18 protein-coding genes are annotated in these 18,881 nt (G+C 49.2%); 12 read left to right on the top strand and 6 right to left on the bottom strand.

The genetic code is table 11. The features are described from left to right. Nucleotides 1-12: 12 nt before the first annotated feature. Complete coding sequence (locus tag QWY82_RS14310) at nt 13-1,932, bottom strand: polysaccharide biosynthesis protein (protein WP_290263691.1); 1,920 nt, start codon at nt 1,930-1,932, stop codon at nt 13-15. A 450-nt stretch (nt 1,933-2,382) separates the two neighbouring features. On the opposite strand from QWY82_RS14310, the gene QWY82_RS14305 reads away from it, so the two are divergent. Then, the gene (locus QWY82_RS14305; protein ID WP_290263689.1) at nt 2,383-3,846 is read left to right on the top strand and encodes an MBL fold metallo-hydrolase RNA specificity domain-containing protein; all 1,464 of its coding nucleotides are present in this window, start codon (nt 2,383-2,385) and stop codon (nt 3,844-3,846) included. A 176-nt stretch (nt 3,847-4,022) separates the two neighbouring features. Here the strand turns inward: QWY82_RS14305 and QWY82_RS14300 are convergent, their stop codons facing one another. The 5 genes from QWY82_RS14300 to flgA form a co-directional block, all read right to left on the bottom strand. After that, a complete protein-coding gene (locus QWY82_RS14300; RefSeq protein ID WP_290263687.1) occupies nt 4,023-5,006 on the bottom strand; it encodes a hypothetical protein in 984 nt (327 codons plus the stop codon). A 283-nt stretch (nt 5,007-5,289) separates the two neighbouring features. Continuing rightward, nucleotides 5,290-6,027, bottom strand: coding sequence for a flagellar regulator YcgR PilZN domain-containing protein (locus QWY82_RS14295; RefSeq protein WP_290263685.1), 738 nt, complete (start codon nt 6,025-6,027; stop codon nt 5,290-5,292). A gap of 5 nt (nt 6,028-6,032) precedes the next feature. After that, entirely contained in the window at nt 6,033-6,512 is a 480-nt protein-coding gene (locus tag QWY82_RS14290; protein WP_290263683.1) for a flagella synthesis protein FlgN, read from the bottom strand. A gap of 71 nt (nt 6,513-6,583) precedes the next feature. After that, nucleotides 6,584-6,880, bottom strand: a complete 297-nt coding sequence (gene flgM / locus QWY82_RS14285) for a flagellar biosynthesis anti-sigma factor FlgM (RefSeq protein ID WP_290263681.1) — start codon at nt 6,878-6,880, stop codon at nt 6,584-6,586. A gap of 304 nt (nt 6,881-7,184) precedes the next feature. Further along, nucleotides 7,185-7,895 carry a flagellar basal body P-ring formation chaperone FlgA gene (gene flgA, locus QWY82_RS14280; RefSeq protein ID WP_290263679.1) on the bottom strand — a complete coding sequence of 237 codons (711 nt, stop codon included), beginning with the start codon at nt 7,893-7,895 and terminating at the stop codon, nt 7,185-7,187. A 215-nt stretch (nt 7,896-8,110) separates the two neighbouring features. Between flgA and QWY82_RS14275 the strand changes: the two genes are divergently transcribed. The 11 genes from QWY82_RS14275 to flgJ all read left to right on the top strand — a co-directional run bounded on the left by QWY82_RS14275 (nt 8,111) and on the right by flgJ (nt 18,825). Then, nucleotides 8,111-9,061, top strand: a complete 951-nt coding sequence (locus QWY82_RS14275) for a chemotaxis protein CheV (RefSeq protein WP_290263677.1) — start codon at nt 8,111-8,113, stop codon at nt 9,059-9,061. 63 nt (nt 9,062-9,124) lie between these two features. Then, nucleotides 9,125-9,967, top strand: coding sequence for a CheR family methyltransferase (locus QWY82_RS14270; RefSeq protein ID WP_290263675.1), 843 nt, complete (start codon nt 9,125-9,127; stop codon nt 9,965-9,967). Nucleotides 9,968-10,211: 244 nt separating this feature from the next. After that, on the top strand, nt 10,212-10,616 hold the full coding sequence (flgB, locus tag QWY82_RS14265) for a flagellar basal body rod protein FlgB (RefSeq protein ID WP_290263673.1): 405 nt from the start codon (nt 10,212-10,214) through the stop codon (nt 10,614-10,616). A gap of 2 nt (nt 10,617-10,618) precedes the next feature. Then, nucleotides 10,619-11,053, top strand: coding sequence for a flagellar basal body rod protein FlgC (flgC, locus tag QWY82_RS14260; protein WP_290263671.1), 435 nt, complete (start codon nt 10,619-10,621; stop codon nt 11,051-11,053). A gap of 14 nt (nt 11,054-11,067) precedes the next feature. Further along, complete coding sequence (locus QWY82_RS14255; protein WP_290263669.1) at nt 11,068-11,778, top strand: flagellar hook assembly protein FlgD; 711 nt, start codon at nt 11,068-11,070, stop codon at nt 11,776-11,778. A gap of 20 nt (nt 11,779-11,798) precedes the next feature. Continuing rightward, nucleotides 11,799-14,261 (top strand): flagellar hook-basal body complex protein, encoded by a 2,463-nt coding sequence (locus tag QWY82_RS14250; RefSeq protein ID WP_290263667.1) that lies wholly within the window; start codon nt 11,799-11,801, stop codon nt 14,259-14,261. 152 nt (nt 14,262-14,413) lie between these two features. Continuing rightward, a complete protein-coding gene (locus QWY82_RS14245; protein ID WP_290263665.1) occupies nt 14,414-15,157 on the top strand; it encodes a flagellar basal body rod protein FlgF in 744 nt (247 codons plus the stop codon). 107 nt (nt 15,158-15,264) lie between these two features. Further along, nucleotides 15,265-16,050, top strand: a complete 786-nt coding sequence (flgG, locus tag QWY82_RS14240; protein WP_290263664.1) for a flagellar basal-body rod protein FlgG — start codon at nt 15,265-15,267, stop codon at nt 16,048-16,050. A 16-nt stretch (nt 16,051-16,066) separates the two neighbouring features. Further along, on the top strand, nt 16,067-16,744 hold the full coding sequence (flgH, locus tag QWY82_RS14235; RefSeq protein WP_290263662.1) for a flagellar basal body L-ring protein FlgH: 678 nt from the start codon (nt 16,067-16,069) through the stop codon (nt 16,742-16,744). Next, nucleotides 16,741-17,847, top strand: coding sequence for a flagellar basal body P-ring protein FlgI (locus QWY82_RS14230; RefSeq protein WP_290263660.1), 1,107 nt, complete (start codon nt 16,741-16,743; stop codon nt 17,845-17,847). Before flgH ends, QWY82_RS14230 begins: the two co-directional genes overlap by 4 nt. Before the next feature lie 12 nt (nt 17,848-17,859). Then, nucleotides 17,860-18,825 (top strand): flagellar assembly peptidoglycan hydrolase FlgJ, encoded by a 966-nt coding sequence (gene flgJ, locus QWY82_RS14225; RefSeq protein ID WP_290263658.1) that lies wholly within the window; start codon nt 17,860-17,862, stop codon nt 18,823-18,825. Nucleotides 18,826-18,881 lie beyond the last annotated feature (56 nt).

The raw sequence follows: 18,881 nt of genomic DNA, 5'->3' as shown, positions 1-18,881 counted from the left end.
TCTCTATTAATTTTAATGCGTAAACTGCCCAGTAAGACTTAAATTTTGCTTCGCAAGTGGGTCGCTCAATTCCAGTGACCCTGAATAATCTGCTGGCGCATTTAGTAGTAAGTGTTTAATTGCTTCGCCATCATACTTTGAGCAAGCAGAGTTTAGTGCCGTTAATAGAGATTCCGTTTCACTCCATGTTAAAGATTTTTCTTCCGCTCGCATAATACGTTTGTGCTCTGTGCCGCTTACGTTATCGCCTATAAGCAACTCTTCAAAAAGCTTTTCGCCTGGGCGAAGGCCTGTGAATTCAATTTCTATATCGCCATCCGGGTGCTCCGCGCTTTTTACGGATAAGCCGGAAAGCTTAACCATTTCAATGGCCAGGTCTGCAATTTTTACTGGCTCGCCCATATCCAATACAAACACGTCTCCACCTAAGCCCATAGATCCCGCTTGAATAACTAATTCGGCAGCTTCGGGTATGGTCATGAAATAGCGGATGATATCTGGATGTGTGACAGTAATAGGGCCGCCGGCTTTAATCTGTTTGCGAAACAGTGGAACCACAGAGCCAGAAGAGCCAAGTACATTACCGAACCGAACCATGGTGAAGCGTGTTTTATTTTGATGTTTCGCCAAGGCCTGGAGCACTAGCTCTGCAATACGTTTCGTGGTTCCCATCACGTTGGTTGGGCGCACGGCTTTGTCTGTGGATATTAAAACAAATGACTCAACCTTAGCGTCAATAGCAGCTTGTGCTGCGTGCCAAGTACCAAAAATATTATTTTTTACGCCTTCTACAATGTTGTGCTCAACCATGGGCACGTGTTTGTATGCGGCTGCGTGATAAACCGTATGCGGGCTAAGCGTGCGCATAGTTTGCTTAAGATGGGGTAGGTTTTGCACGGAGCCTAGAATGGGAATGATCTTTGTTGTACAGGCTTTACCAAGCATGGTGCATGCTGAGATCAGTTCTTGCTCAATCGCATACAGGCTGTATTCACTAATTTCAAATAAAATAAGTGTTTCTGGTTTTAGCCGTAAAATTTGACGGGAAAGTTCTGAGCCAATTGAGCCGCCGGCACCGGTTACCATAACCACTTTGTTTTCAATGCAGCGGCTTAGCAGCGCGGGTTCCGCTGCTACTTGTTCCCGGCCGAGTAGATCTTCTATAGCAACATCTTGTAGATCAGATATTTTAGCCGTACCTTCAACAATTTGATGGATAGGTGGGATGGTCTTTACTGCAGTACCTATTTGTTCGAGTTGCTTAATTATAATGCTTTTTTGATGGCGCCCAGCGGCACCTAACGCTAATAGCGTGATCTTTGCGTTGTGCTGGTGTAGCAGTTCATTAATGTCTTCTGGCGGGTACACCTTAAGGCCGTAAATAACGGAGCCTTGGATCGATTTGTCGTCATCAATAAAGGCGACAGCATGATAATTAGTGGCACCTAAGGAGCGTACAAGCTGACAACCTGTTTCACCTGCTCCGTAAACAATGACGTTGGTGACGTTATTGGTGTTACCATTTGTTAGGGCGACAATGCTGCGCATCAACATGCGCGGCAGGCCAACAAATATGAGAGCGATGACCATAAAAATTATGGGCACTGAACGCGGCGTGGTTGCGTTAAAGAAGAAACTGGCTACGGCTAGTGTGACGGCTGCGGCGCCTACACCAATGGCGATTGAGGATAAGGCCTGTGTATTTAGGTAGCGTAAAATGGCGCGGTAAAGACCTAGCCGGATAAACACCGCAGTTGCTACCAATAAGGTGGTCGCGAGTGCGTAAATTTCGTTGAGGCCAAAAGTTATGTCAAAACGGCCCAAGCGCAACGCGCTAGCAAAATAATAGGCGCCGATTAAAACGACAATATCGTAGGTTAGGCTGATAAATCTTTTGATGGGGCGTTTGGCGTTAAAAAGTGCTTCCAGCAAGATTGTAGCTCCTACATGCGATACATCGTTGTCAGGCGCGATTATATAGGCCTTTAAAAACGTAGTATAGACGTAATACTTGGGCTGCAAGCTGCAAGCTGCAAGGGATGAGCAGTTGACAGTAAACAGGATGGGCAGCTAACACGAAGGGCGAAAGTGGGGGGCTAACAGTTGGTAGTTCACAGGAAGGGCGGAGGGTAGAATATTTGCTACAAGCTACAAGCTACAAGCTACAAGCTACAAGCTACAAGCTACAAGCTACAAGCTACAAGCTACAAGCTACAAGCTACAAGCTACAAGCTACAAGCTACAAGCTACAAGCTACAAGCTATAAGCTATAAGCTAGAGGCCACAAGAAAAGCTACGGGTAGCGAGCGTGCGATTCATGTTAACTATTAACAGCTAACGTCTTGTCTTGTACCCTTACCAGCTTTTACAAGGATGTTAAAAATGAAGCCAATTCACCATGGCGCCAAAACGGGCGTCACTGGCTCTTGTCATGAGCTTTTTGTATCACCCCATGAGTCGCTTTTGGTTGATTGCGGGATGTTTCAAGGGGCTGAGGCAAGTGAGCGAGATCTTGACCCGGCTGATCCACCCGAGATAGACGGTGGCGCCCTTAGCCTGGGTTTTGATCTTCACGCGGTTAAAGTACTTATTGTTACCCACTGCCATATTGATCATGTGGGCAGAATTCCCGCAATAATTGCGGCGGGCTTTCGCGGGCCTATTTATTGCACTGAAGCAACGGCGATTTTACTGCCCGAGGTGATTGAAGACGCGCTCAAGATTGGTGTTACCCGTAACCGCAAGATTATTGAGCAATTCCTGTTGCAATTGAAAAGCCAATTGGTGCCTATCGCTTATAACCGTTGGTGTTATTTAGAGTATTTTTCCGCGCCAGTTCGCCTGCGTTTTCAGCGGGCAGGTCATATTCTCGGTTCAGCCTATGTAGAGCTGGATGTGCCTCGGCCAACCCTTGAACCATGGGTGGCTATAGCCCCAGATTTAGGCGCCAGCGAAGGCCGAGCGCGCATTGTTTTTAGCGGTGACTTGGGCGCTCCGCACACGCCTTTGCTGCCGGAGCCAATACCACCAAAATTCGTCGATGTAATGGTCATTGAAAGCACCTATGGCGACAAATTGCATGAGGGACGAGATCAGCGTCAACGCAATTTGAAAGACATACTACAGCGCAGTTTGCGCAATGGCGGTACAACCTTGATTCCGGCGTTTAGTATCGGCCGCACCCAAGAACTGCTTTATGAAATTGAAGATATTATGCACAGCATGGCGCAAGCGGCTCCGCGCTCTGCATCCCTTTGGGAGCGCCTGCCGATTATTATTGATTCGCCCATGGCGGCAAAATTTACCCGCCACTATGACCGGCTCAAAGGTTTGTGGGATAAGGAGGCGCAAGGGCGCTTAGCGGTAGGCAGAGACCCACTCGATTTTGCCAATCGCGTTATTATCGATTCCCACGATCAGCACATGAGCTTAGTTAACCGCCTGGTGCAAACCGGTGAGGCAGCGATTGTTATTGCCGCTAGTGGTATGTGTAGTGGTGGGCGCATCATGAATTATTTAAAAGCGCTGCTGCCCGATGAGCGCACGGATATCGTCTTCGTAGGTTACCAAGCGCGAGGCACCCCCGGTCGTGCGATTCAGCAGTATGGTCAAGGAGGCTATGTTTACCTAGACAATGAAAAAATGACGATAGGTGCCCAGGTTCATACCTTGTCTGGCTATTCTGCCCACGCCGATCAACGTAACTTACTCGATTTTATTGCTGGCTGTGAGCAAGGGCCAAACTATGTGCGTGTCGTTCACGGGGATATTGCGGTGCAGCGTGAATTTGTAGCCCTAGTAAAAGAGCGAATAGGATGTGAGGTTGAGGCAGCGGCAGGAAAATAGGCGACAGGCTACAAGGCGGGGGGCCGCCCCCTACAAGCTGGGTGGTCTACCCCTAAAAGGCGGATGGTCCGGTTCGACACTTCGACCTCTAAAAAACTAAAAGCGACAAGCACTTAGCTTGCAGCTTTTCCCTTTCCTGTAAACTGTGAGCTTATTGTCCTGTAAGCTGCTCTTTCTTAATATTTCAAAAGATTCTTATTAAAGATAACAAAGCGCGCTTTTTGGCGGTTTTCTGCATCGTAGATGACGACAAAAATATCGCCTTCTTGGTCGTCCGGCACGTTGACTTTAAAGGTGCGGTTGCGAATTTCTAACTTATTACTGCCCGCTGTTAATTTAACTTCGCCGTAGTACTGGTTATTACCTAGGAACTCGAGCTCTTCTTTGTCCCTGTTGTTTGCCTCGACATAGAGCTCAGAAAACTGGCGGTATCCTGAGGTATCGGCGCCTTTAGTTTTGGCCGCTAAGGCTTTCATCTCGTCACGCGCATAACGCTCTTGGGCTGTCGGCGGTGTATCGGCTTTGACTGGCGCTGGCTCGACGGCGGCTTGAACGGTAGCGGCTACAGTATTAACCGCTGGTTCGGGTTCTTTTAAGGCGATGGGCGCCGGCGTAGGCGTGACCGGTGCAGTTGTGTAAACCGGTTTCGTTGGCGTAGCCTTTGGTGCGGGAGCGCTCGGCGTATTTCTTACTGCCGCAATCTGCGTTTCCAGTGTGGCCGATTTAATTTTGAGTGTTTGGCGGTCTGCCTGAGCGGCTTTTAGTTCGGTGTTGAGGCTTGTTAGCTTTTCTGAGGTGCTTTCCAGGCGCTTCTTACGGCTTTCCAAGCCGTTTAAGGCAAGTTCAACCTTCTTTTGGGCGAGCTCTTGTTGCACCACCGCTTCATCTCCGGTGGAGGCTCTTGCTTGGGTAAGTTCTTGTTGGGCAGCGGTTAGCTCAGCTTTTGCTTTTTCGAGCTTTTCCTGCGCATCTGTTTCTCTGTTGGCATAGCTAGAAAGGCGACTTTCTAAGGTTGCAATACTGGTTTCTTTGTTTTCCAGTTTGGCTTGGGTGTTGTTGAGTGCTGCAGTGAGCTCTGCTTTGGTGTTCGCTGAGACCCATTGCGAGGTAAAACAGACAGCCAGTGCTAAGCAGAAAGACGCAGTACGATAAAACAACATGATGACAGGCTCCGATGAAGCTGGGGGTTTAAGGGGGCGGATTCTACAGCAAGGGCGTGGCCGGATGTCGCTCTCGCCGCAATAGGCGAGAAGTGTTTAATAACGCACCTTAAATGCTCAAAAATTGCGCTGTGACTGATATTTTGTCTTTCAAGTGTCGCCTAAGGTTAATTATCGGTAACTTTTGCATCGCTCAACTGAGCCATAGTGCTCTGTTTAGCGACAAAAGAGTGGCTATTTAGGTGGCTTTTTTAGATTGTTAGACGATCTTTATCTCTCATGCCTATGACTTAGGCCTGGGGTAAAGTGCGCTTCGCTTTTGTTTATAGCGCTGGGTTTGGAGAATCCATTGATTAATGGATTTACTCTGGCTCGAAGATAGGCTGCGAAAGCTGAACCCGCAGCGGTATTTACTGGTTTGTTTATCGAAGCTGGGGTGTTTGGCTATCAGGCCTAGTTCCCATTCCTCGTCGTTATAACTGAAATGGCAATGTTGGAAATATTCACTTGGCATAATAGGTGGGCGTACGAACCTGTCGAATTCAACCGCAAGCCCGTCCGCAGAGATATCGACAATGACGCCTTCAAGAGGCTCGGCTCTATCTTTCCCTTTAAGCTGGATGGTGGTGAGTGGTGCGGTTAAATTCACCCTGAAGGCGGCGCGTCTTTGCCGGTGCATCAGCTCGCTGGGAAAGGCGAGCTGAATAGCGTCACTATCGCGGCTGATCGCCATAATGGAGAAAAGCCCGCTCACTTGTACGCCACCGTAACTCGCACGCAATAACAACGTTTGGCCTGGCGCGAGTTGAGCTTGTAGCGCTGAATCACTGAGTTGATCGATGTACAGGGTGTGGCTATCTAGCTCAGTCTCAAGCACCAAGCTGCTGCCGATGTTTTTACTGCCGGCAAGTGTCACGGTAAGGAGACTTCTTTGTAGCTGCAGCGCCCTGAGGGTCCGGTAGATATCCTCAGCATCGTTTAGGTGCTGCGCCTCGAGTGCTTCTTCATGATCAACAGGCATGATTACTAGGCCTGGGCATAGGTTAAATTGCGCTTTGCGGCGCTATGGCTGCCTTTTCGGTTGTACAGTTCTTGATTATTTTCCACTTGCCCACGCAACACGCCCGTGAGTTTTGCAAGCACCCGCTGGCTTCGGGTCAACAGCTTGCCGTTGGTTTCATTTTCTTGTTTACAGGCCTTAATTTGTTGCTCCAAGGCGCGCCATTGTTGGAGTAATTTTTCATCTCTACAGCGCCCTAACAAGAGCATCCAATTCTGCTGATTGTGGGCGAGTTTTTGTTCCGTGAGAATGGCAAAGCGTTTATTCGCACCCTGCGCAAGATTGACCAGTTCTTGATTTTTGCGCTCAATGATTGTTGCCAGCAATTGGGTATCTCGACTGCCTAAGGCATCTGATTCCTGCTGCAGTAGCGCGAAAAGTGCGTTAGCCGCATTTAATTCTTGTTGGACAGTTTGAGCAATTTTGAAGGGGAGTGGGGTGGCCATGTCAGTTCCTCATTGCGCCTAGTAATACCTAAGCGCAGCAAGAACTATGCCTACAGAAGAAAAGTCATCGCTTAAATGCCTTCACTGGCAAGCATTTTTTCGGCAATGCTATTGGCATTGATTTGATAGCTGCCGTCGGCGATAGCGGCGCGCAAGGCGGCCACCTTGTCTTCGTTGACGGCGGGCGCTGCGGCAATATTGTCTTCGAGGCGCTTCAGGCTATGGGCTTGGTCGCTCAATTGGACGCTATCCAATTTTGGGGCATCAGTTTTACCTGCTTTGCCGCTCTCGCCTTCGGGCTTTTGGCTAGCGCGTTGGCTTTGTTGGCTGCTAAGGCCCGTTAGCCCAGCTTTGGGATCAATAATCATATGAACCTCTCGTACCCTTTTTTAACCCTAAATGTAAACGCTGGATCTGATTCACGGCGCCACGAAATATTATGCAATATTGCGTAAACCGTGGCTCCTACTGGCTTCTGGACTCGAAGCTCTCATATAAATCAACCTTTCTTGCTCGGTTATCGGCAGGCCAACCTAGATCTTTAGTGGAAATTAACCGTTATTTTTACCGCCGGCGCGACGGGCGTCAGCTCAGGGCGCGATTTTAACCTAGGTTGTCGGCAGATAAGGTTAAAATCCGGCGCATCCAATAGCCGCGCTACCTTATAGCCCTTTACAAAGGCACTTCAACAAGGCCTTCAGCGATAACTTTAGCCCGAACTTTTCGGTTTGAGCGGTTGTTGGTAACCGATATATGTTCGCCAACGCGGCCATTTCCGAGTGCCGTGCCGGGGGTTATCACCCGGAGGCTACCCAGTAGCGCCGCAACCTGGACCGCGTCGCCCTTGCGAATCACTAATGGTTCAATCAAATCTTGGCTTCTCACCACTTGATGCGGCCGTATGGCGCGGCGTGCTTCAAGCCCTTCGGCATCCTCAATGCTGAGCAAGCTACCTTTGCGGATGCTGGCAATATTGGTGCGGGCTAAGGTTAAGCTGCTTTCGTCGATAACTTGCCCACGGGCGATACTGGTATTGGCGGTAACGGCGTTACCCCATATCTCGATAGTGGCTGAGACATAGAGCGACCAGGGTGTGTGGCCAGCGCATTTCACTTGTGCCGTTGCGTTGCCCCCGCTAGCGGGCAGGTTTTGCGTGTCCACCGTCAATTGTTTGTCACACTGATGGAATTTAAGGCGATTGTCGGGTGCGTTGACGGTAATTTTAATATCGTAGTTCGGGTAGAGCCCCAAGTAATGGCTTGCCAGTGCGGTATCGACCGTTTTAGCAATATTGTCGATAGGGTGCCAGCGCTCTTCGCCACCACTAGGGCTTGACGTAAAGAGGATAAAGAGCGCGCTTAATAGACCTAACAATAATTTCACGAATTTATGACCTATGCTTGCTAAACACTCAAGGAGTTTGTCTTTATGCCGACAACAACTCGAGACGACAGTAATTTGGCGTATTCGGGTTTATATAAGGCTGAGTGCAACATGTATGCCGTTGTGCGCAATTGAGTTATATGAACTATGTTTATAGCGGTACTGATACACAGACACCACACTGACACCACAACAAGAATTGGTCGGGGGCCGTAATGGCAGGCGTTTTAGACAGCGTTAATCAACGAACCCAGCTAGTCGGCCAGAACCGGCTAGAGCTGTTGCTGTTTCGCCTAGCGGGAAAGCAGCTGTATGGCATCAACGTTTTCAAGGTAAAGGAAGTTTTGCAGTGCCCGCCACTGAATGAAATACCTAAGCGCCACCCGGTGGTTCGGGGTGTTGCACATATTCGCGGCGGCACCATTTCGATTATGGATATGAACTTGGCAACAGGTCATGGCCCGTTAAAAAACCTCGAAAACTGTTTCGTTATTATCACAGAATACAATCGCTCAACTCAGGGCTTTTTAGTGAGCAAGGTTGAGCGAATTGTCAATATGAATTGGGAGCACATTCATCCACCACCAAAGGGCTCCGGTCACGAAAACTACCTCACAGCCGTCACTGAGGTAGAGGGGCAGCTGGTAGAGATTATCGATGTCGAAAAAATATTGGCAGAGGTCTCACCTATTAGCGAAGAAATTACGGCCGGTGTGATTGAGGATGGTATCGCCGAGCGGGTGGTGCAGAAACATGTGCTTATTGTCGATGACTCCACGATTGCCCGTAAGCAAATCCAACGGGTTATTGAATCTATGGGGCTGCAAACAACGCTATGTAAAGACGGCCGCGAGGCGCTGGAGTTTCTGCAGAGCTTGATCGAGGCAGGGAAAACCGTGACTCAGGAATTGCTGTTGGTGATTTCTGATATCGAAATGCCGGAAATGGATGGCTATACTTTTACGGCCGAAGTGCGTGGCAACCCCGCGTTAAAGGATCTACATATTATCCTGCATACTTCATTGAGCGGCGTATTTAATCAGGCAATGGTTAAAAAAGTAGGCGCAGATGATTTCCTCGCTAAATTTCACCCCGACGACCTGGCGCGGCGTGTTAATGAGCGAGTGAAGTCAATGTGCGGTGAAAGTATGTTGGATGAAGAATAAACCTGTTGGTCATTAACGTAGAATAACAGCGCTGCCGGGTTAAACTGTCAGCGCTGTTTCCACATGAGTATTATTGGCTTGTCTCAAACCTTTTTAGATTCCGCGCACTTTACCAAGTTTCGTGATTTCTTACACGATGCTTGCGGTATTTACCTAGCCGAAAGTAAACAGTATTTGGTCACAACACGTATCAGCCCCTTGCTTTCGCACCACAACTTTAAAGACTTGGGTGAACTGGTTCAGGAACTTGAGCGCAATAAATATTCGCCCTTGCGCGATATTGTTATCGATGCCATGACCACCAATGAAACCTTTTGGTTTCGCGATACTTATCCCTTTGAAATGTTGAAAAGCCATATTTTTCCGGAGCTCGCTGGGCAAAAAAGCAGTATCAATATTTGGTCTGCTGCCTGTAGTTCGGGCCAAGAGCCCTTATCCATAAGCATGGCGGTGGAAGAGTATCAGCGTCTTAGTCCGAAGAAATTAGTAAACGTCAATATAACTGGCACGGACTTGTCGCCCAGCATGTTAAAAATTGCCAAGGCTGCTACCTACGATCAAATGTCGGTTATGCGCGGCTTGTCGGTGGAACGGTTAAATGCGTTTTTTGACCAGCTAGGGGAAGATAGCTGGCGTGCTAAGGCGCAGGTTAGCCGTCGAATTAATTACCGTACGCTGAATTTACAAGACAGCTACGGCGGCCTAGGCAGTTTCGATATTATCTTTTGCCGCAATGTGCTGATCTATTTTAACAATGAGTTAAAGCTCGATATATTGAAACGAATACACCGCAACTTAAACCCGGGCGGCGTACTTTTCTTAGGTGCTTCCGAGGGCCTGGCCGGGGCATCCGAGTTTTTTGAAATGGTACACTGCAACCCTGGTATCCTGTACCGGGCAAAATGATGCCATACAGCGTGATTAGCCAGCGGTAATAAGTTGCCGCTTAGCCCAAACTTACTCCCCTCAGCAATAAGTCATTGGTTGCCTTTTTCTAATTAAATCAGTTACTTGATACGTGTGTCAGCCGTTGGCACAGCTGTTGCATTCTTATTAGAGTGTTAAAGCGAAGGCGTAACAGGCAAGACACTATTGGAGTGTTCGACCCTATCTACAGCCGATTGAAAGCAAAGATAGAGCAGAGGGCGTTATGGCGATTAGTTTTCAACAAGCAACCGGATTTTTTGAAACCACTCTTGCGCTAAAAGCAAGTCGTGCAGAGCTGCTTGCCAATAATTTAGCCAATGCCGATACACCCCAATTCAAGGCCCGTGATTTCGACTTTAAGGCGGCTTTGTCGCGAGAGTTGTCCGGTCAAAAGCGCTCAACTTTTGAGCTGGAAAACACCCAGGCCCGTCATATCGAAGGTCAAACAATCACCAGCTTAAACGATCTGCTTTATCGCACACCCATCCAGCCGTCAGTTGATGGCAATACGGTGGAAGAGCAAATAGAACACAGCGCCTACATGAAAAATGCACTGGGCTTTCAGGCGAGTTTCACCATGCTAAACGGCAAATTCAAAGGCCTAATGACGGCAATTCGGGGAGAGTAATCGTGTCTTTAGATTCCATATTTTCAATTGCAGGTTCGGGCCTTAACGCACAAAGCCTTAGGCTTAATACCACGGCCAGTAATATGGCCAATGCCGAGTCGGCCAGTTCGAGTATCGACCAAACTTACCGCGCCAGGCATCCCGTATTTACCACGGCTTTTAACCAAGCCAATGGCAAGTTGTTAATGGGCTCACCTAGTGAAGTAGAGGGTGGCGTGCAGGTGTTAGGTATTGTCGAGAGCGATGCCCCGCTGCAGCAACGCTATGAGCCCAATCACCCCTTGGCAAATGAAGAGGGCTACGTCTTCTACCCCAACGTTAATGTGGTTGAAGAAATGGCCAATATGATTTCCGCGTCGAGAAGCTTCCAAACCAATGTGGAAGTCATGAACTCCGCGAAGCAGATGATGCAACGCGTATTAACGATTGGTCAGTAGGTGAGGGCAGCGCTATGAGCAGTATCAGTGATGTTGGCAGTGTTTTAGATCACCTGAACATTGGATCAAAAAATACCGACAAGCCAAAAAGCAATGAGTTGGGTCAGGCTGAATTTCTCGAGCTGCTAATGGTCAAGATGCAGAATCAAGACCCATTGAGCCCTCAAGACGACACGGCATTTATTGCCGAGTTGGCGCAATTTAGTGAGCTGGAGGAGATAGAAAAATTGAATTCTAACTTTTCTAATTTCTCATCGGCCATGATGTCTAATCAAGCGCTTCAGGCGTCGGCACTCGTGGGCAGAAGTGTCACAGTGCCAACAAATTCAGCCACTTTGCAGTTGGGTAATGTGGTCAGTGGAAGCGCTGAATTACCCGCCTCAACCAGTGACATGACCATCAATATTTACGGCGAAACTGGCGCATTGGTTGAGTCCATTCCTCTTGGTTACCAGTCGGCAGGCGAGGTTGTTTTTCGTTGGGACGGTATGTTTTTAGAGGCTAACGGCGAAATGCTCGATTGGCAAAGCAGTCAACCCGAAGGCGTTCCGGCCGGGGTTTATCGGTTTGAAGTAATGGCGAGTGTAGACGGCGAGCCGACACAGTTAGACACAGCCTTAAGTGCAAACGTGAATAGCGTGACGATTGGTTCAGGCGGTCAACTGACCTTAAATCTGGCTGGCATTGGCCCTGTTGCAATGTCTGATGTAAAGCAATTTAACTAGTATTCTAGTGGGAGATTACAATGCCATTTAACACAGCTCTTAGCGGCATTCGTGCAGCAAACTCCGACCTTAAGATCACCGGCAACAATATCGCCAATGCCAGTACCACGGGTTTTAAATCGTCGCGCGCAGAGTTCGGTGATGTCTACGCGACAACCATTTTAGGCTCCGGGGTAAATACCATCGGCGGCGGTGTTCGGTTACAAGCGGTATCTCAGCAATTTAGCCAGGGTAATATCAGCTTCACAGAAAATGAGCTGGATCTTGCGATTAGTGGGGCGGGCTTTTTTATTGTCGATCAGGGGGGCGACAGGTTGTATACCCGCGCCGGTACCTTTGGGCTCGATAAAGATGGCTATATCGTTACCAACTCGAATGCCCGCCTGCAAGGTTTTGGCGCCGACATCAATGGCATTGTTGGCGGCGTTCTTGGCGACATGCAAATCCAAACCGGGAATCAGGCGCCGCGGCAAACCACGCTCGTTGATTCCGCTTTAAATTTAGATGCAAACGCGCCGGTGCTGCAGCGCTCTGGCTCTACTTTGCTAACCGATGGCAATGCTATCGCCGTAACTCAGGCCGGCTTGCAAGTGCCAACAACCTCCACGGTAGATTCAGCTAATTTTGCCTTGCCCGGCGCCGGCTTTGATTTCAACGCCAACACCATTACCTTTGATTTACAATTAGCCGGTGCTGGTTCCGGTAACAACGGCACCGTATCCATTACCTTAAATACCGCTTCCGGCGTGCCGGCCAATATCAATAATTTTAACGATCTTCGAACACTGGAAGGCGTTATTAATGGGCAAATATTTTCGCCTACCTTGCCTCAAACACCGATCGATGTATTGGCTGTGGCTGTGGACGATGGTGGCGGTAATTTTCATTTAGAGTTTCAAGCGCTGCAAGGTGGTGAAGCGGCGCAAGTAACGGCGACCAACGCCAGTGCCAACGCTGGTACCTTGGGTTTAGCTGGCGCAATTGGCGCTGGCACCATACAGGATAATTCCGGCACCCCAGCGGTCAATAATGGTTACCCGCAACAAGGCATCGATATTGTAGGGCCGGATCAAACAGTAACCTACACTAGTGCCGCTGGCGCAACGGCCTCTGAAATTGCATCGGAGATGAACGCCTTAGCCGGCGTGACCGCTACGGCGACAACCACGGCGCGCTTGGTGAATGCCGGCTATTCAAACGCTGCTGGCAATATGATTATTAATTTAAATAATGTGCCGCTAACGTCGAATGATTTAACAAGCTTAGCCGCAGAAATCAATGGCCTGTCCAACTCGACCCTGCCTGGCGTGACGGCTCAGCTTGATGCTACGACCGGCGATCTTATTATAACGTCGAATATCGGCGATGATCTGTCTTTCACCATAACCTCTACTACCGATGGCGATACGCTAGAAGTACTCGGTAACGCCGCAGTTCCTTCGCAAACCTTAGAGGCTGACCCCAGTAATAACGGCGTCGCCGTGGGCAATACCAGTGCGACAGCAAACGGCGTGGTGGTGGGCGGTGAAATTGATCTCATTCTTGATGAAGGTTATACCCTCAACAATCCAAATCCGCCAGCGATTGGCTTATACAGTCCATTTACCAGTACCAGCTTCACGCCTTTTGTCATTAATCAATTTGATCCTACGGACCAAACCACCTATAACCATACAACGTCAGTGAATGTTTACGATTCATTGGGTAATAGTCACATAATGACCCAATATTTCGTCCGTCAAGCTTATGATCCCAATGACCCAGCGACGTCTCCCAACCATTGGTTAATGTATGTTCAAGTTGACGGCGTCGATGTGGGTGACCCAGACACAACCTTGCCACCACCCGGCAACGTGTTGCCGACTGAGGCCTCGTTTAATTTACGCTTTAACTCCAACGGTGCTTTGGATACCGCGTCGAGTGACCAAATCTTAATTTCAAACTGGACGCCATTGGATGACAACGGTAATCCAAACGGCGCACTTGGGCCGCAAAACCGGCTACAGGGTGGCGCATTACCGGTTGTCGAGCCGCCAACCAGTTCGAACATGGAAGTTTCTATGGACGGCACTTCTCAGTACGGTAGTAGCTTTGCCGTGAATAACGTGGATCAGAATGGTTACACCACGGGGCGGCTTTCTGGCATTGATCTGGATGACGAAGGTGTCTTGTTTGCCCGCTTCACCAACGGTGAGGCGCAGGTTTTGGGTCAGCTTGCCATCGCTGATTTTGCCAACGTGCAAGGCCTACAACCTGCTGGCGATACCATGTGGGCGGAAAACTTCGAGTCTGGCATCCCACAGATTGGCACGCCCGGTACCGCGGCATTGGGCATCATCAATTCCGGCGCGTTGGAAGACTCGAATGTGGATTTATCGGAGCAATTGGTTAATCTGATCATTGCCCAACGGAATTTCCAGGCAAGTGCAAAGACCATAGAAACAGCCGACGCTGTAACCCAAACCATTATTAACCTGCGCTAATCTTGACTAGCCCAATCCTGCTGAACGCCAGGGTTGGGTTAGTTTCATCCTCTTGCTTTAGTCCCCGCGTATTTCTATTTCTGGCACCATAATTGCAATTCTCTTCATAACGAAATACAAGCGCAAAAAATTGTCGTTTGTTAGGAGGGGATATGGATAAGGTTTTGTATTTAGCAATGACCGGTGCGAAGCACAATATGCGTGCGCAGACAGCGCACTCCAACAATTTGGCCAACGCTAATACCCAGGGTTTTAAAGCCGATCTCGCGCAGGCGAGGGCTATGCCCGTCTTTTATGGTGACGGTTTACCGACGCGCGCCTATGCGTTAACGGAAACGCCAGCGGTAGACCTGACCCAAGGCGCTTTAAATGAAACCGGCAATGAATTGGATGTAGCGATAAACGGCGCTGGCTATTTTGTGGTTCAACTGCCAGACGGTCGCGAAATGATGTCCAGAGCGGGTAATTTTCAAATAGATGCCACCGGCGTATTGCGCAACGGCGAGGGCATGGCGGTGCTAGGCAACGGCGGCCCAATTACGATACCGCCGCAAGAAAAAATAGACATTGGTTTGGACGGCAGTATTACCATTGTTGCCGCCGGCGAGGGGCCACAAACACCGGCACAGCTTGATCGCCTTCGGTTGGTTAACCCAGACAGCCAAAATATCGAAAAAGACCCGAGCGGTTATTTGCGCACGCGCGATGGTGCCGCCTTAGTGCCAGACGCCAACATAGCCGTTACCTCGGGTTTTCTCGAAGCCAGCAATGTGAGTGTGGTCGAGGAGTTTACCTCCGTGCTAACGCTGGCTAGGCAGTATGAATTGCACGTGAAAATGATGAGTACTGCACAAACAAATTCAGAAGCCTCGGCACGACTACTACAGATAAGTTAAAGACGTAAGATTTTTGCCGTAAAGCTGTTTGGTTAAGCTGCTCGGCAGGCAAAAACATCGACTGTTAGATTGAGTCGACACACCATTGAAAGCGGAGACAAGCCATTATGTTAGCTGCACTCTACGTCAGTAAAACAGGCCTTAGTGCCCACGATAAACAATTAACCACCATATCGAATAACTTGTCGAACGCATCGACTGTTGGCTATAAACGCGATCGCGCGGTGTTTGAGGATCTGCTGTATCAAGTTCAACGCCAACCGGGTGGGCAAACGACCCAGGATACTCAGTTGCCTTCTGGTTTACAGCTCGGTACAGGTGTGCGCGTGGTTGGCACTCAAAAGGAATTTACCACCGGTAGCTTGCAGGTTACCGATCAGTCGCTAGATGTGGCTATTAATGGTCGCGGCTTTATGCAGGTGTTAAGACCCGATGGCACAATTTCTTACACCCGAAATGGTCAGCTGCATTTAAATTCGGATGGTCAAATTGTTAACGCTAACGGTTTGTTGTTGGAGCCAGCTATTACCATTCCAGATGATGCCAACAGAATCACTATTGGTACCGACGGCGTTGTGAATGTATATGTACCGGGAGACCCAAATGCTCAGCAAGTGGGTGATATCCAACTGGTGGATTTTATTAACCCAGCTGGTCTGGAGGCCATTGGTGGCAATTTATTTCTGGAGACTGCCGCGAGCGGTAATCCACAAGCGGGTACACCGGGCGAAGACGGGCTAGGCGAAGTATTGCAAGGTACGTTAGAGAACTCGAACGTCGACATTGTGGAGGAGATGGTCAACATGATCACCACACAGCGTGCTTACGAAATGAATTCCAAAGTTGTGTCTACCGCGGATCAAATGCTGCAGTTTATCACTCAGAATTTGTAACAGCCGGAGTAATGCCATGATGTTGCAAAGATTAATGATAATCAGTTTTTTCGCCGCCGGCTTAGTGGGCTGCGTTGTTGCTACGCCACCGTCACCTAACGATCCGTTTTATGCGCCGGTCATGACTAATGCACCCATGCCAACGGCACCGACAAATGGTTCTCTTTACCGTGGCGATTACAGTATGTCGTTCTTCGATGATCGCAAGGCAACCAGAGTGGGCGACATTATTACCATCGTTTTAGATGAAAGAACGACTGGCAGCAAAAAGTCCGGTGTAAGCGTTAAGAAGGAGTCGGATAACAGCTTTACGGGCTCCATTTTAGGCGTCACGCCGCGAATCGGCGAGCACACACTCGATACAGAAACCCAACTCGATCGAGACTTTAATGGCGAGTCGGATGCAGATCAAAGTAATAGCTTGCAAGGTAACATTACGGCGACGGTTACCGACGTGTTACCCAATGGCAACCTCATCATTCGCGGCGAGAAATGGATAACCTTGAACCAAGGTGAAGAGTTTATTCGCGTCAGTGGTATGGTGCGGCGCGAAGATATCAATCTCGACAACAGCATCCAATCCACCCGCTTGGCTAACGCCAGGCTCAGTTACGCAGGCAAAGGCCCGCTGGCAGATTCCGGTCAAATGGGTTGGCTTGCGCAATTCTTTAACTCACCGGTATGGCCACTATGAAAAATATTATCGCTGGCATCGCGGTCTTATCGACTTTGTTGCTATGCGCTCATGTGCAAGCAGAAAGAGTTAAGGATATTGCCAATGTCGAAGGGGTTAGAAGCAATCAGCTGGTGGGTTACGGCTTAGTTGTTGGCCTGAATGGCACCGGTGATCAAACCAATCAAACGCCCTTTACCGTACAATCGTTTATGAACATGTTAAATCAGTTTGGTATCGCATTACCCCAGGGTATTAAACTGCAGTTAAAAAATATTGCAGCGGTCACAGTGCACGCGGAAATGCCACCTTTTTCCAAGCCAGGGCAAACCCTAGATATCACGGTTTCTTCTATTGGTAACGCTAAAAGTCTACGCGGTGGCAGCCTGATCATGACGCCATTAAAAGGCATTGATGGCCAAGTTTACGCAGTTGCGCAAGGCAATTTAGTGGTGGGCGGTTTTGGCGGCGAAGGCAATGACGGCTCGAAAGTGACCGTTAATGTTCCCAGTGTTGGCCGCATTCCCAGCGGTGCGATGGTGGAGCGCGAAGTGCCCAATCAATTCGATAATGGCCGCGCCATTGTCTTCAATTTGCATCGGCCAGATTTCACCACCGCCAAGCAAGTCGCTGAAAGCATTAATAGCCTGCTTGGGCCAGATGTTGCCGCCCCTAAAGACGCTGTCTCCATTGCCGTGCAGGCGCCAATTGACCCTGCCCAGCGGGTTAACTTTTTGTCGCTGTTAGAAAATATTGAGGTCGTTTTAGGCGAGGAGCCGGCCCGGGTAGTGATTAATTCTCGCACCGGCACCATTGTGGTTGGTCAGCATGTCAGGGTGTCTCCAGTTGCGGTGACTCACGGTAGTTTGACCGTGACCGTATCCGAATCTTTACAAGTTAGTCAGCCCAATGCCTTGGGCGAGGGACAAACCGTGGTTGTGCCGCAGAGTAACGTTGGCGTGGAAGAGGATATTAACCCTATGTTCAAATTCGATTCCGGTACCAGCTTGGACGATATCGTTCGCGCCGTGAATCAAGTGGGGGCAGCCCCAGGAGATTTGATGGCCATTCTCGAGGCGCTGAAACAATCGGGCGCGCTGCGCGCAGAACTTATTGTGATCTAATCGGAGCGATTCATGACTAACTTCGTCAATACCACGACACAGCTTCGCGACAATTTTACTGATCTCAATAGTTTAAATAGCATTAAAAAGATGGGCCGCAACGGTGATGAGCAGGCGCTTAAGGAGGTTGCCAAGCAGTTTGAGGCGTTGTTTGTACAGCAATTATTGAAAACCATGCGCGCCACCGAAGATGTGTTTTCCGAAGGCAACTACGATCAATCCAATGAAATGAAATTTCACCGGGACTTGATGGATCAACAAATGTCCTTGGAATTGACGAAGGGCTCTGGCCTAGGTTTGGCAGAGGCATTATTTAATCAAATGAAAGCGCAATACGGCAGTAAATTGCCGTCGGGCGGAAGCGCTGAGACGCGCGACCCGGTGGTGGCCAGCACGGGTGCCAAGCAAAATCAGAATTCTACCGCTTACGCTAACTCGGCCCAAGTTCGCACTGAACAGATAGCCCCAATCGTTGAAGCTCAGCCATTAGACGTGACAGAAAAAATCTCTAGCTTTGTCGATGATATCTATGATGTTGCAGTTGAGGCGGCGGACAAACTCGGGGTAAAGGTTGAGTCGGTGATTGCGCAAGCTGCTTTGGAAACCGGGTGGGGCCAACACACCCTGGCCGACGCCGACGGTAATAGCAGTTATAATTTTTTCAACATTAAAGCGGGTACCCGTTGGCAGGGCGACACTATTTCCCGTGTGGTGCAAGAGTTTGACGAAGGTTTAGCGACACTCGAGCAGGCGAAATTCAGGGTTTACCCCTCGGTCACTAGCGCATTTTCTGACTTCATGTCGTTTCTAAGCGATTCGCCGCGCTATCAACATGTTCTGGGCCAAAGTTCGCCGAAAGATTACGGTACGGCCCTGCAAGCGGCAGGCTATGCAACCGACCCTCATTACGCAGATAAAATTGCGCGTATCGCAAGCAATCCCGTTTTGCAGCAGGCATTGGCTCGAAAGTTGCTCTAGTTATTAATGTGATGCCGGTGTTATACCGGTAACTCTCGATAACCCGGGGCGATGAA

It is taken from the genome of Simiduia curdlanivorans (assembly GCF_030409605.1).
In the GTDB taxonomy this organism is placed as follows: domain Bacteria; phylum Pseudomonadota; class Gammaproteobacteria; order Pseudomonadales; family Cellvibrionaceae; genus Simiduia; species Simiduia curdlanivorans.
The sequence above is the reverse complement of the archived record's forward strand: the minus strand, read 5'-3'. Positions and strand labels throughout refer to the sequence as shown.

What these genes read in the sequence shown, in the direction of transcription:
- flgH (WP_290263662.1), top strand. Translation starts at nt 16,067, where the DNA reads ATGATGTTGCAAAGATTAATGATAATCAGTTTTTTCGCCGCCGGCTTA.
- QWY82_RS14270 (WP_290263675.1), top strand. Translation starts at nt 9,125, where the DNA reads ATGAGTATTATTGGCTTGTCTCAAACCTTTTTAGATTCCGCGCACTTT.
- QWY82_RS14305 (WP_290263689.1), top strand. Translation starts at nt 2,383, where the DNA reads ATGAAGCCAATTCACCATGGCGCCAAAACGGGCGTCACTGGCTCTTGT.
- QWY82_RS14245 (WP_290263665.1), top strand. Translation starts at nt 14,414, where the DNA reads ATGGATAAGGTTTTGTATTTAGCAATGACCGGTGCGAAGCACAATATG.
- QWY82_RS14255 (WP_290263669.1), top strand. Translation starts at nt 11,068, where the DNA reads ATGAGCAGTATCAGTGATGTTGGCAGTGTTTTAGATCACCTGAACATT.
- QWY82_RS14230 (WP_290263660.1), top strand. Translation starts at nt 16,741, where the DNA reads ATGAAAAATATTATCGCTGGCATCGCGGTCTTATCGACTTTGTTGCTA.
- flgJ (WP_290263658.1), top strand. Translation starts at nt 17,860, where the DNA reads ATGACTAACTTCGTCAATACCACGACACAGCTTCGCGACAATTTTACT.
- QWY82_RS14295 (WP_290263685.1), bottom strand. Translation starts at nt 6,027, where the DNA reads ATGCCTGTTGATCATGAAGAAGCACTCGAGGCGCAGCACCTAAACGAT.
- flgM (WP_290263681.1), bottom strand. Translation starts at nt 6,880, where the DNA reads ATGATTATTGATCCCAAAGCTGGGCTAACGGGCCTTAGCAGCCAACAA.
- QWY82_RS14290 (WP_290263683.1), bottom strand. Translation starts at nt 6,512, where the DNA reads ATGGCCACCCCACTCCCCTTCAAAATTGCTCAAACTGTCCAACAAGAA.
- QWY82_RS14300 (WP_290263687.1), bottom strand. Translation starts at nt 5,006, where the DNA reads ATGTTGTTTTATCGTACTGCGTCTTTCTGCTTAGCACTGGCTGTCTGT.
- QWY82_RS14275 (WP_290263677.1), top strand. Translation starts at nt 8,111, where the DNA reads ATGGCAGGCGTTTTAGACAGCGTTAATCAACGAACCCAGCTAGTCGGC.
- flgB (WP_290263673.1), top strand. Translation starts at nt 10,212, where the DNA reads ATGGCGATTAGTTTTCAACAAGCAACCGGATTTTTTGAAACCACTCTT.
- QWY82_RS14250 (WP_290263667.1), top strand. Translation starts at nt 11,799, where the DNA reads ATGCCATTTAACACAGCTCTTAGCGGCATTCGTGCAGCAAACTCCGAC.
- flgG (WP_290263664.1), top strand. Translation starts at nt 15,265, where the DNA reads ATGTTAGCTGCACTCTACGTCAGTAAAACAGGCCTTAGTGCCCACGAT.